Genomic DNA, 12,710 nt, shown 5'->3' on the forward strand with positions numbered 1-12,710 from the left:
CTCCACTCATTTTACTGGTTTAGCTTAAGTAACCTATTTAACTGACGCATTAAATGAAGTTATAGCATTATCTATTTATTGATTTTTCATACCCAAATATTTAGGTGCAAAATCAAGTAACATTTCAACTGCTTCATCTAAATAGGCATCTGGTCGCTTATAGTTTTTAGGAAGATCATCCATTTTAGCAATTATAGGAAGACCTGCTCTACTTAAGCGCTCATTGATTCTTTTCAAATCACGATCTTCATTGCTTTTTTGCTCTGCTTCGCGCTCTATTTTATTTAAAGACACACTATATTGGGCTTCTGTTTTATCATTAAATTGTTTGATATCTTCTCCAATATAGGTAAACTCAGGATTTTTTGCAATTCGTACCAAATGCTGAGATTTTAGCTCTGATAAAAATGGCTTTATATTTGCAATAATAGAATATTTTGCTGGCTGTATTTTATCCCATGGCATTGCGTTATCTAAAAACCTTTCACCAGTTTCATCTATATATTTGGTGTTGATCATTTCAATATCTGGCTCTACGCCTTTAAGTTGAGTACTACCGCCATTAATGCGATAAAACTTTTGAACCGTATATTGAACACCACCTAGCTCTGGCCAATTAGGATGTAATCTCGCATCTACTGGATAAGCAATATTCCGAGATGTTTGTACTGTACCTTTACCATAAGTGGTTTCGCCAACGATTAATGCTCGACCATAATCTTGCATAGCAGCCGAAAATATTTCAGAAGCCGATGCGCTGTAATGATTAATCAAGACAACAATTGGACCAAAATATTTTATTCCTTTCTTTTTGTCATCATAAATAGTCACTTTTTGTAGATTATCACGAACTTGAACAACAGGTCCTGAGTCAATAAATAATCCAGTTAAAGTAATTACTTCAGCCAATGAACCCCCACCATTATCTCGTAAATCGATAACAAGACCTTTTAAATTATCTTTATTAGCTTGCGTCAATAATGAATTAACTTTTTCTGTTAGTCCTATGTAAAAGCTAGGAATTTCAATAACCCCAACTTTTCCTCTAATATTATCAATAATAGTTAATTTTGCTTCACGATCTTCAAAATGAATTTTATCACGAGTAATTTCTACAACTTTAGGTTTACTATTGTTACCAGCTGGTAAAATTTCCAATTTAACTACCGTGCCTTTTGGTCCACGAATTTTGTCAACAATATCATCTAAACGCCAACCAATAACATCTTCAATAGGCGTATTACTTTGTCCCACGCCAATAATTTTATCCCCTACAGCTAATAGTTTACTCTTTTCGGCAGGACCACCTGTTACAAAAGACATAATTTCTGTGTAATCTTCCTGTTGGCTTAGTGTGGCACCAATACCTTCCATTGATAAACTCATTTCTGAATCAAAATCACGTTTTTTACGTGGTGCTAAATAGCTTGTATGTGGATCAATTTCTCTAGCAAAGGCATTCATAAATATTTGAAATGCATCTTCATTTTTTGATTGAATTAATGTTTTTAATACTCGAGTATAACGTTTAGTCAAAATGTCTCGAATTTCTTTTTCGCTTTTTCCAGACAGTGACAAATTTAACTCATCATATTTCACGCGTTTATTCCAATAAGTATCGAGCTCTTTTTCAGTTGTTGCCCATGAAATATCATCTCGTTTAAAATTGATACTTTCTTTCACCGAAAAATCCATAGGTTTTTGTAAAACTTCAAGCGCGAATTTATATCGATTGTATCTTTTTTGAATTGAAAGATTATAAATATCGTAAGCGGTGGTTAAATTGCCGTTTAACAATTCTTCCCCTAAATACTCTTGCTTACCTCGAAAACTATCAATATCACTTTGTATAAAGTAAGTCTTGCTTCCATCTAATAATTTAAAGTAACGATCAAAGATTTTAGCTGAAAATGCACCATCTAATTGGAAATTACGATAATGTGATTGCGTAAAATAGTTTGTTACGCGATTGGTAACAATTTGATGAATCTGATCTTGTTTTAATATTGGTAATTGTTCTATTGAAGGCGTTTTGGCCTGAGCACCTTGGCTAACAATAAACAATACAAAACTTAATTTAATTATTCCTTTTAATAATTTATTCATTTGTATTCTCTATTTATTAATAATATGCTCAGGTTTAACTGTTAATTCCATTCCAGAGCCGACTTTTACCTTTATATGCTCTTTTTCTATTTTTAGAATCTGGACTGTTAGTAGTTTTCTACCTAAAATTACTTTAACAAAATCACCAATTTGTAGGATTTTAGCGTTATTTTTAGCTTTTCTTAATGGTGAGCGAGCTGTTTTGCGTTTCTCTTTTGCTTGCTCTTTTAAACGCTCTTTAACCTTCTCTTTACTTTCTTTAAGCTGCTGTTGAGCATATTCCATTTGCTCTTGGGTAATTAACTCTCCCTCATTCCCATCTAAATCAACACGATGCAAACCAACTTTTATACTATATAAATAACGCCAACTCATTGTATAAGTACGTAATGCAACTCGAAGTTTTGTTTTACTTAATTCTGCTTTCCCGTTTAAACGAGAAAGAATATCTTGAAAAATACCAATCTTTAATGGTTTAACTTCCCCTTCAATAGCGAAACAATTAGGAAATTGTTGAGCTAAATAAGCAATAATTTCTTTACTATTTGTTAATTGAAACTGGTTTTCCATTCGTTTTTCCGTCGTGGCTAAAATTTTATAGCGCTAAAGTATAGCGTAGCTTTCACAATAACACTAATTATCTTTTATTTTTTGTTTATAAAAGTAATAAAATCATTAACACTGTTTTGCATTAACAATTAAGTAATTATTAATTGCTCAATAGCCGATATAACATAACTTATTATTTCTTATTTAATAAATAATAATTTTTACTATAAAAAGCAAACTACCAATATAATATTCAGAAGTTTTAGCTTCATCGCTAGTACATTTGCAAAATGTTCAATTTTCAGTTCTTGTTTTCAATCGATACTGCATATTATCGTAATTATCCCTAAATAGTTGACAGTTCTTTGTACTATAATCATCTTCTCATTTTAATTGCTCCACTTTTCAAACAATAAAAAATTTTTGAGAAATTAAGGAAATGTCAATACACTCATTAAGTGACCAATTATTGTAATTAACCAATTTTAATACTAAAATTGGTTAATTTAGTAATTTTGAAGCTTATCATATATAAAATAATTAATAAATTGACGAAGAAACGGCATAGTTTTAACTGCTCCCAATAATAAGGTTCTGATTCGGTAGCTTTTAGAAACTGCGTTTGTTGAACTATATACGAAAAAAGAATTTTTTATTTCATTATACTTTGATTTAGATACTTCAAAAATTTGACTAAGTGATTATATCAATACAGTAACAAAACAAATTATCAAGAAGATAATTGATATATGAAGTGCAATAAATCCATGAATAATAGGAAAATTTTAGCCGCTCAATTTATTCTAATAGAAATATAATGCGGCATCATCAAAGGTAGACTAGATCTTTTAATTTTCATAAGAAATATTTTGATTAATTCTTATTGCTGTGGTCTATTAAGTTTTACTGATAATGCAAAAAATAGTTTTTAGACTTACTGTATATTTTATCGTTCGTAGATTACACATACCCTTTAAATTAAAATACAATTCTGGACAAAATAATTCATTTCGTTATACTTATTAATGAAATTAACCAGACAATCGCTGCTTTGTTGTTGTCCTTGTGAAAATAGTGAAATAAACAAAGGGGAGGAAAGTCCGGGCTCCATAGGGCAGAGTGCCAGGTAACGCCTGGGAAGTTTTTGCGATAGCGAAAATTTACGACTAGTGCAACAGAAAGTATACCGCCGATGGCTTATTTATAAGATCAGGTAAGGGTGAAAGGGTGTGGTAAGAGCGCACCGCGTAACTGGTAACAGTTGCGGCACGGTAAACTCCACTCGGAGCAAGGTCAAATAGGGATTCATTAACGCGGCCCGCGTTGAATCCGGGTAGACTGCTTGAGCTAATGCGTGAGCATTAGCCTAGAGGAATGATTGTCCACGACAGAACCCGGCTTATCGGTTAATTTCACTTTTCTATTTTTTTTCTATTATTAATTGATGTGACTTTAGATTGTTTTTTATTAGCTAATGAACGTTTGACAGCAAGCCAAATTGAAAAAAGTAATCCTAAAACTAATAAAAACACAGGAATTATCATCAATAATGACATAATTTGTTTTTCATAAGTCTTGAAAATTGGCGATAAGCCAAATAGGTAACCTAAAGTGACAATTAAAAAGATCCATAATGTCGCACTCACCCAATTATAAATATGAAATTTTCGACTGTGTAGCCCTGATAAGCCAGCCATCATTGGCATTAATGTACGGACAAAAGCAATAAATCTCCCAATAAATAGTGCTTGTAACCCATATTTATGGAATAATAGTTCTGTTTTATGATGATATTTTTCGGGTAAATTCGCCATCCAACCTTTTACTATTTTCGTATTACCAAGCCACAACCCTTGAGCATACCCTAACCAAGTTCCCAGAGCAGCACCAGCAATTAAAATCACATTAATTAGACCGAAATGGAAGACATCTAGACTAATTAACACTCCTGTTAAAAACAGTAAACTATCACCTGGTAAGAAAGCTGCTGGCAAAAGACCATTTTCTAACAAAATGATCACAAATAACATGCCATATAATGACCATAAAACATTAGGGTTTGAGAGTGTTGCTATGTCCATATTAACAAACGCTTGATAAAGTGTAATGATTGTTTCCATTTATTTTGATATCCCACTATGTATTTTTATTATTAGTTAATAATACCACCAACCGTCAAATTATCCACTTTTAAAGTAGGTTGCCCAACTCCTACTGGTATACTTTGCCCTGCTTTACCACAAACACCTATGCCTGGATCTAATTCAAGATCATTGCCCACCATTGATATTTGTTGCATAGTTTCAATACCTGAACCAATCAATGTTGCGCCTTTAACTGGTTTAGTTACTTTGCCTTTTTCAATTAAATAGGCTTCGGATGCAGAGAAGACAAATTTGCCAGATGTGATATCCACTTGCCCACCGGCAAAATTAGGTGCATAAAGTCCATACTCAACACTGCTAATAATATCATCAAAACTTGAATTTCCATGCAACATATAGGTATTTGTCATTCTGGGCATAGGTAAACATGCATACCCTTCACGACGCCCATTGCCAGTTGAATGTGTATTCATCAATTTAGCATTCAGTTTATCAAACATATACCCCTTAAGAATGCCATTTTCAATGAGCACTGTTTTTTGACTTTGTGTGCCTTCATCATCAATAGTGAGAGAGCCACGAAGATTACTAATCGTACCATCATCTACAATAGTGCAAAGTTCTGAAGTAACTTTTTCTCCTATTTTCCCTGAAAAAACAGAACTATTTTTGCGATTAAAATCGCCTTCTAAACCATGCCCTACCGCTTCATGTAATAATACACCAGGCCAACCCGCGCCTAAAATAACTGGCATTGAACCTGCAGGTGCTGGTATAGCTGATAATGAAATCAGTGCTTGTTTTACAGCATCACGAGTATAGCTATCAGCATAACTTTCTGCCGTTTTAGGATTTTTCATTAAAAAGTAATCGTAGCTAAAACGTCCCCCGCCGCCACTATTACCTCGTTCACGTATACCATCTTGTTCAACAATAACAGAAATAGATAAACGCACTAATGGTCTAATATCTGCACACAATGTTCCATCAGTCCCTGCTATTAATATATCTTCATAGCTACCAGTCAAACTAGCTGAAACCTCAATAACTCGTGAATCGATTGAACGGGCTAATTGATCTATTTGCCTTAATAACGCAATTTTCTGTTCTTGAGAAAATGAATTAATCGGGTTTAATGATTGATATATTGGCGTTACATCTATTGTTTTTAATGGCGTAATAGCCATTGGCGTTTTTAGTTTAGTAATAGAATTAGCTGCCAGTACACTTTGTTCCAAACGTTTTAAAGAAAGCTGATCAGTATAAGCGAAACCTGTTTTTTCCCCAATAATAGCTCTCGCACCTACCCCTTGATCACGATGAAAAGTAGCATTTTTAATAATGCCATCTTCAAGCGACCAACTTTCATAGTATCCTGATAAAAAATATAAATCACCATAATCAATTTGCCTCGAACTCAGTATATCCAATAAACGAAATATATCTTGTTGGCTTAGATTATTCGGATTAAGTAGTCGTTCACTAACTTTAGTTACTATCATAAATTCCTTCAATTTAAATTTTTAGACTAACCAAATAGTTATAATTATTAATACATTACTTAAAATAAACAATAATCTTTGTTTTATTTATTAGCAGTCATCAGTTTTAATATAATTAATTTATAACTTAAAAACATACAAAAATTTATCTTATTAAATTAATACAACATCATATTGTTCTTGAATATAAAGTGGCTCTACTTTTACTTCAACATGTTTACCAACAAATACTTCAACCTCTGCTAAAGCATGTGATTCATCACTGGTTAAGGCATTTACAACAGCAGCAGAAGCATAAACCAAAAAGTATTCGGAACGATGAGCTTTATGAACACGGACTATTTCACGTAAAATTTCGTTACAAATTGTTTCAACCGATTTAACCATCCCGCGGCCTTTACATGCTGGACATTCCTCACACAAAATATGTCCAATACTTTCCCTTGTTCGTTTACGTGTCATTTCAACCAGTCCTAGGGTTGAAAATGAGTTAATGGTGGTTCTAACTCTATCTTTTGATAAAAAATCCTGTAGTGATTGCAATACACGTTCGCGGTGCAAATCTTCTTGCATATCAATAAAATCAATAATAATAATTCCGCCCAAATTACGTAAACGTAGCTGCCGCGCAATAGCTATCGTTGCTTCAATATTGGTATTAAAAATCGTCTCTTCTAAATTTCGATGACCAACAAATGCCCCTGTATTAATATCAATTGTTGTCATAGCTTCAGTTTGGTCGATAATTAAATAGCCACCTGATTTTAATTTTACTTTACGATCAAGTGCTCGTTGAATTTCGTTTTCTGTATCATAAAGATCAAATATCGGAGCGCTACCACAATAATGCGATAATTTACTAGTCACTTCAGGCATGAATTCTTTCGTAAATTCCAATAAGAGATCATAAGTAAGTTTTGAGTCAACCAAAATTCGTTCTATTGGATCACCAACAAAATCACGCAATACTCTTTGAGATAATTGCAACTCACCATAAACCAAGTTTTTGCTAGTTGGGCGTGCCATACGCTGCTGTATCTTAGCCCAAAGGCGTTTTAAAAAATTAGCATCCTGTTCTAACTCATACGCACTTGCACCTTCCGCTGCGGTTCTAACAATAAACCCACCTTCTTCTGTCACATATTGCTCGACAGTTCTTTTAAGTCTTTCGCGTTCTTCTTCACTTTCAATACGTTGTGATGTCGCAACATGAGCTGAGTTAGGGCCAGGCATAAATACAAGATAACGTGATGGCAAAGTAATATCCGTAGTTAATCTTGCCCCTTTTGTTCCTAATGGATCTTTAACGACTTGTACCATTAAGTCTTGACCTTGACGGACAAGTTCAGAAATATCTTTAACTTGAAATTGCTCTTGTTCACTATCCGATACACATTCTGTATGTGGCATAATATCTGATGCATGTAGAAAAGCAGCTTTTTCCAAACCAATATCAACAAATGCAGCCTGCATACCTGGTAAAATACGGATAACTTTTCCTTTATATATATTACCTACAATCCCTCTGCGTGACTCACGATCAACATGGATCTCTTGTAATACACCATCTTCAACATAAGCAACTCGCGTTTCAGAAGGTGTTACATTCATTAATAATTCAACAGTCATAAACTTTCCTTTAATTAATCACAAAGCTCCGTCTTATTAGTCGCAATAATAGATAAAATACTATCCATAATATACCATCAACACAGCTTGATAGTAGAATTAAAGGAGATATGGTAATGGTATGATATATAATTGCTTGAAATAAAAAAACCAATAAGTTATAACACAACAATACGCCAAATATAATGAACGACTGCTGCCATAAAGCTAAATTGCGTATCAATTGAAATTTGAAAATTAGTAAAAAGGCAATAACCGAAAAAATAAAAGCATGTATACCCAATATTGTTCCTGAACATAAATCAATTATAGTTCCAAATATAAAAGCTGTACCTATTCCCACACGGTGAGGAAGGGCAATTAACCAATAAGCTAAGATCAACATAAAAAAATGTGGTTTAACCATATTGTAAGTTGGTGACCATGGTATAATTTGAGCAAATAATCCTAATAATAATGTTACCCAAATAATGAAGACACCTCTACGGTCTCTCATGTTGTACTCCTTGATCTATTCCTAACAATAATAAATAACGTAGTCGTTTTAAGTCTGCTGTAGGTGTTGCTGAAATAAGTGGCGAAGAATCACTAATATCAATTTTTACCGAACTAACTATCGCAACAGGATACCCCTCAGGAAACCGTCCATCCAGTCCAGAAGTAACAAGAACATCACCAACTTTGACATCAACATTATTTGGCAAAAAATCGAGCGTTAAATCGTTATTACAACCATTACCAACAGCAACCATTGAGATATCATTTCTTTGCACTTGTACAGGTATTGCATGTTGATAATCACAAATTAGGATTGCTCTACTTGTATTTTGTGCTGTTTCATAAATTTGTCCAACAATACCCTTTTCATCAATCACGGGTTGACCGACATAAACGCCATCATGTTTTCCTTTATTAATGACAATTTGATAAATGTAAGGATCTGTATCTGTTAATAAAACTTGTGCAACTCTTTTAGGCTCTTTTATGTGTATCGGAGAACCAAGCAATTCTCTGAGTCTATTATTTTCATGCCTTAAATGTTCCAATAATAAAAGATCAACTTTTTTATTCAATAATTCTTCATGCAGCTTCTCATTTTCATTTGCTAATGCTTCTCTAGTTTTTGACATTTCGTAAAGCGAATCAAACGATGCTCGAGGCGCATTTGAAATATTGTAAAGTGGCGAAACAATAGTATCTAAATAATAACGAACTTCTTTGAAAGGTTGGTAGCTTACGTCTAAAACAATTAAAACGGAAGCAAGAGTCAAAGAAGCTAATAATTGCACGCTAAGAGGGGATCGTTTAGAAAAAAGTAATTTCATTGCTCAATACTTTACCTGCTATATATTCAAGTTTTATATATAATGATATGAGTCCGCCGGCTACTGCGGCGGAAAAGATAATTAAGATGCTTAGCTATTAAGCATTTTATTATTTAATTGAAAGCAAAATGATAATACATTAATACATATAGTTTTTACTCTTCACTAAACAGATCACCACCATGCATATCAACCATATCCAGAGCTTTACCTCCGCCTCTAGCAACGCATGTCAATGGATCTTCAGCAACAACCACATGAATACCTGTTTCTGCAGATAATAGTTTATCAATATTACGTAATAATGCGCCACCGCCTGTTAAAACCATACCATGTTCTGAAATATCGGAAGCAAGCTCCGGTGGACATTGTTCTAACGCAACTTTGACCGCACTAACAATACCACTAAGTGGTTCTTGCAATGCTTCTAAGATTTCATTCGAGTTTAGAGTAAAACTACGCGGAACACCTTCAGCCAAATTGCGACCTCTAACTTCAATTTCAAGAACTTCGTCACCTGGATAAGCACTACCAATAAAGTGTTTAATTTTCTCTGCCGTTGCCTCACCAATTAAAGCACCATAATTGCGGCGAACATAATTGATAATTGCTTCATCAAATCGATCACCGCCAATACGCGCAGAGGCAGAATAAACAACGCCATTTAAAGAAATAACAGCAACTTCAGTGGTCCCACCACCAATATCAACGACCATTGAACCTGTTGGTGAAGACACTGGCAAATCAGCACCAATCGCAGCGGCCATAGGCTCTTCAATTAAATATACTTCACGTGCCCCAGCGCCTAATGCTGATTCACGAATAGCTCTACGCTCCACTTGTGTAGCGCCAACTGGCACACATACAAGTACACGGGGACTTGGTCTTAAAAAACTGTGACTATGAACTTGGCGAATAAAATGCTGTAACATTTTTTCAGTAACAGAAAAATCAGCAATAACACCATCTTTCATCGGTCTTATTGCAGCTATATTACCGGGAGTTCGCCCAAGCATTTGTTTCGCAGCATGACCAACAGCAGCAACACTTTTAGGTGTCCCTGAACGATCTTGGCGAATGGCCACAACAGAAGGTTCATTTAGTACAATACCTTGCCCTTTTACGTAAATAAGAGTATTGGCTGTACCTAAATCGATCGATAAATCATTTGAAAACAAGCCGCGAACTTTTTTGAACATAATAAAAACTTTTCCTAGAATTAATCTTAACTTAAGTATATTTAAATATGATGAAGTTAACTATGATATAAATATATATTTATATTTTAAATTGAGAAAATAACATACTTGCTTATTGTGTTTACTCCATAGCTGCCCCAATAATAATTGAGATTTACTATTCTATTGTATCGCAATTATAAAATAATACCTAGAAAATAGTATAAAAACAGATCGTAAAATAGATATATAATGACAAATTGTGTTTTACAGTGTATCCTTCCGCGTTAATGTTAAGTTACAGCCTTATTTTCTTTTTAAAAGGTTACTTTTAAAATATTAAGGTTACATTAAATAATTGTTACTTATATTAAATAAAATGGTGTAATTCATGGATATACGCAAAATTAAAAAATTAATTGAATTAGTTGAAGAGTCAGGTATTTCAGAACTTGAAATCTCTGAAGGTGAAGAATCAGTTAGAATTAATCGTTCTGTACCTGCTACAAATCATTCAGCGCCAGTACAAAACTTTCATATTCCTCAAGCTGCTCCAGTTGTTGTAACACCAACCACTTCAATTGAAGAAGTAGATAATGAGGCTGCATCAGTTAATATTTCAGGTACAACAATAAAATCACCAATGGTTGGAACGTTTTATCGTACTCCTAGTCCTGAATCAAAAGCTTTTGTAGAAGTTGGTCAAACAGTAAATATTGGCGATGTACTTTGCATTGTTGAAGCTATGAAAATGATGAATCAAATTGAATCTGAAAAAGCAGGTATTATCAAAGCCATTTTAGTTGAAAATGGTCAACCAGTAGAATTCGATCAACCATTATTCATAATCGAATAATATGAATTCATTCATTAATTTATAAAATTAAGAGATCGAATATGCTGGATAAAATTCTTATTGCTAACCGTGGTGAAATTGCGCTACGTATCTTACGAGCATGTAAAGAACTTGGAATTAAAACTGTCGCTGTTCATTCTTCGGCAGATAAAGATTTGAAACATGTGTTACTTGCAGATGAAACAGTCTGTATTGGTCCAGCAGCCTCTGCCAAAAGTTACTTGAATATCCCAGCATTAATATCCGCTGCCGAAGTAACTGGAGCTGCTGCTATTCACCCTGGATACGGTTTCTTGTCTGAAAATGCAGATTTTGCAGAACAAGTTGAGCGTTCTGGTTTTATTTTTGTTGGTCCAAAACCTGATACTATCCGTTTAATGGGAGATAAAGTATCAGCAATTCATGCTATGAAAAAAGCAGGTGTCCCTTGTGTGCCTGGCTCAGATGGTCCATTAAGTAGTAATATAGAGACGAACAAACAGATAGCGAAGCAAATTGGCTATCCTGTTATTATTAAAGCTTCTGGTGGCGGTGGTGGCCGTGGTATGCGCATTGTTCGAGAAGAAAAGGATCTTGAACAATCAATAAAAATGACCAAACTTGAAGCTAAGACAGCATTTAATAATGACATGGTTTACATGGAAAAATTCCTTGAAAACCCACGGCATATCGAAATTCAAGTCCTTTCCGATGGTCAAGGTCATGCAGTTTATTTAGCCGAACGTGATTGCTCAATGCAGCGGCGTCATCAAAAAGTAGTTGAAGAAGCGCCAGCTGTTGGCATTACACCTAAAATGCGCAAATTTATTGGTGAGCGCTGTGTAAATGCCTGTATTGAAATAGGTTATCGTGGTGCAGGTACATTTGAATTTTTATTTGAAAACGGCGAATTTTATTTCATTGAAATGAACACCCGTATTCAGGTAGAACATCCTGTTACCGAAATGATTACAGGTGTAGATTTAATTAGAGAGCAAATTCTAATTGCAGCAGGAAAACCACTTTCTATTAAACAAAAAGACATTGAAATTAAAGGTCATGCAATTGAATGCAGGATTAATGCCGAAGATCCTAAAACATTTATGCCATCACCTGGAAAGATTACCCGTTTTCATGCACCAGGTGGGTTCGGTATTCGTTGGGAATCACATATTTATGCCGGTTATACAGTACCGCCATATTATGATTCAATGATAGGTAAACTAATAGCTTATGGGGAAACGCGAGAAGTAGCTATAGCACGGATGAAAAATGCATTAGCAGAATTAGTTATTGACGGTATCAAAACCAATATCGACCTTCATATCGAAATTATGAATGATAAAAGCTTCCAAAAAGGTGGCACAAATATCCACTATTTAGAAAAAAAATTAGGTATTTATTAATAATATAGTTCTTGAGTTCTATTTATAAACTATTATATTATTTTAATTTTTATTACAACAATTATTATATTGATA

10 protein-coding genes and 1 other RNA gene are annotated in these 12,710 nt (G+C 34.0%); 3 read left to right on the plus strand and 8 right to left on the minus strand.

All coding sequences use genetic code 11. The features are described from left to right. Positions 1–75: 75 nt before the first annotated feature. Complete coding sequence (gene prc, locus A9G34_RS08195; protein WP_034943861.1) at positions 76–2,106, minus strand: carboxy terminal-processing peptidase; 2,031 nt, start codon at positions 2,104–2,106, stop codon at positions 76–78. A gap of 9 nt (positions 2,107–2,115) precedes the next feature. Continuing rightward, positions 2,116–2,676 carry an RNA chaperone ProQ gene (proQ, locus tag A9G34_RS08200; protein ID WP_065569414.1) on the minus strand — a complete coding sequence of 187 codons (561 nt, stop codon included), beginning with the start codon at positions 2,674–2,676 and terminating at the stop codon, positions 2,116–2,118. Between the two features lie 1,006 nt (positions 2,677–3,682). Between proQ and rnpB the strand changes: the two genes are divergently transcribed. After that, an RNA gene (gene rnpB, locus A9G34_RS08205) (RNase P RNA component class A) lies at positions 3,683–4,073 on the plus strand. On the opposite strand, the gene A9G34_RS08210 is transcribed toward rnpB, so the two are convergent. The 6 genes from A9G34_RS08210 to A9G34_RS08235 form a co-directional block, all read right to left on the minus strand. After that, the gene (locus A9G34_RS08210; protein WP_034943867.1) at positions 4,068–4,775 is read right to left on the minus strand and encodes a DedA family protein; all 708 of its coding nucleotides are present in this window, start codon (positions 4,773–4,775) and stop codon (positions 4,068–4,070) included. The two genes, rnpB and A9G34_RS08210, sit on opposite strands and share 6 nt — an antisense overlap. Positions 4,776–4,807: 32 nt before the next feature. Beyond that, positions 4,808–6,262, minus strand: a complete 1,455-nt coding sequence (gene tldD / locus A9G34_RS08215) for a metalloprotease TldD (RefSeq protein WP_065569415.1) — start codon at positions 6,260–6,262, stop codon at positions 4,808–4,810. A 153-nt stretch (positions 6,263–6,415) separates the two neighbouring features. Continuing rightward, complete coding sequence (rng, locus tag A9G34_RS08220; protein WP_065569416.1) at positions 6,416–7,891, minus strand: ribonuclease G; 1,476 nt, start codon at positions 7,889–7,891, stop codon at positions 6,416–6,418. Between the two features lie 10 nt (positions 7,892–7,901). Further along, positions 7,902–8,387: a rod shape-determining protein MreD gene (gene mreD / locus A9G34_RS08225; protein ID WP_034943877.1), complete on the minus strand. Its 486-nt coding sequence runs from the start codon at positions 8,385–8,387 to the stop codon at positions 7,902–7,904. Further along, positions 8,374–9,216, minus strand: coding sequence for a rod shape-determining protein MreC (gene mreC, locus A9G34_RS08230; protein ID WP_051825039.1), 843 nt, complete (start codon positions 9,214–9,216; stop codon positions 8,374–8,376). The genes mreD and mreC overlap by 14 nt, the downstream gene beginning before the upstream one ends. Positions 9,217–9,371: 155 nt before the next feature. Continuing rightward, positions 9,372–10,415 carry a rod shape-determining protein gene (locus tag A9G34_RS08235; RefSeq protein WP_034943880.1) on the minus strand — a complete coding sequence of 348 codons (1,044 nt, stop codon included), beginning with the start codon at positions 10,413–10,415 and terminating at the stop codon, positions 9,372–9,374. Positions 10,416–10,785: 370 nt separating this feature from the next. Between A9G34_RS08235 and accB the strand changes: the two genes are divergently transcribed. Together accB and accC are read left to right on the plus strand one after the other, a co-directional pair. Then, positions 10,786–11,250 carry an acetyl-CoA carboxylase biotin carboxyl carrier protein gene (gene accB, locus A9G34_RS08240; protein WP_034943883.1) on the plus strand — a complete coding sequence of 155 codons (465 nt, stop codon included), beginning with the start codon at positions 10,786–10,788 and terminating at the stop codon, positions 11,248–11,250. A gap of 41 nt (positions 11,251–11,291) precedes the next feature. After that, on the plus strand, positions 11,292–12,635 hold the full coding sequence (gene accC, locus A9G34_RS08245) for an acetyl-CoA carboxylase biotin carboxylase subunit (RefSeq protein WP_034943886.1): 1,344 nt from the start codon (positions 11,292–11,294) through the stop codon (positions 12,633–12,635). Positions 12,636–12,710: the final 75 nt, after the last annotated feature.

It is taken from the genome of Gilliamella sp. Choc4-2 (assembly GCF_001690355.1).
Taxonomy (GTDB): domain Bacteria; phylum Pseudomonadota; class Gammaproteobacteria; order Enterobacterales; family Orbaceae; genus Gilliamella; species Gilliamella apicola_A.

Excerpts from the sequence above, each read along its gene's own strand:
- mreD (WP_034943877.1), bottom strand. The coding sequence starts at position 8,387 with ATGAGAGACCGTAGAGGTGTCTTCATTATTTGGGTAACATTATTATTA.
- prc (WP_034943861.1), bottom strand. The coding sequence starts at position 2,106 with ATGAATAAATTATTAAAAGGAATAATTAAATTAAGTTTTGTATTGTTT.
- accB (WP_034943883.1), top strand. The coding sequence starts at position 10,786 with ATGGATATACGCAAAATTAAAAAATTAATTGAATTAGTTGAAGAGTCA.
- rng (WP_065569416.1), bottom strand. The coding sequence starts at position 7,891 with ATGACTGTTGAATTATTAATGAATGTAACACCTTCTGAAACGCGAGTT.
- A9G34_RS08210 (WP_034943867.1), bottom strand. The coding sequence starts at position 4,775 with ATGGAAACAATCATTACACTTTATCAAGCGTTTGTTAATATGGACATA.
- A9G34_RS08235 (WP_034943880.1), bottom strand. The coding sequence starts at position 10,415 with ATGTTCAAAAAAGTTCGCGGCTTGTTTTCAAATGATTTATCGATCGAT.
- mreC (WP_051825039.1), bottom strand. The coding sequence starts at position 9,216 with ATGAAATTACTTTTTTCTAAACGATCCCCTCTTAGCGTGCAATTATTA.
- proQ (WP_065569414.1), bottom strand. The coding sequence starts at position 2,676 with ATGGAAAACCAGTTTCAATTAACAAATAGTAAAGAAATTATTGCTTAT.
- tldD (WP_065569415.1), bottom strand. The coding sequence starts at position 6,262 with ATGATAGTAACTAAAGTTAGTGAACGACTACTTAATCCGAATAATCTA.
- accC (WP_034943886.1), top strand. The coding sequence starts at position 11,292 with ATGCTGGATAAAATTCTTATTGCTAACCGTGGTGAAATTGCGCTACGT.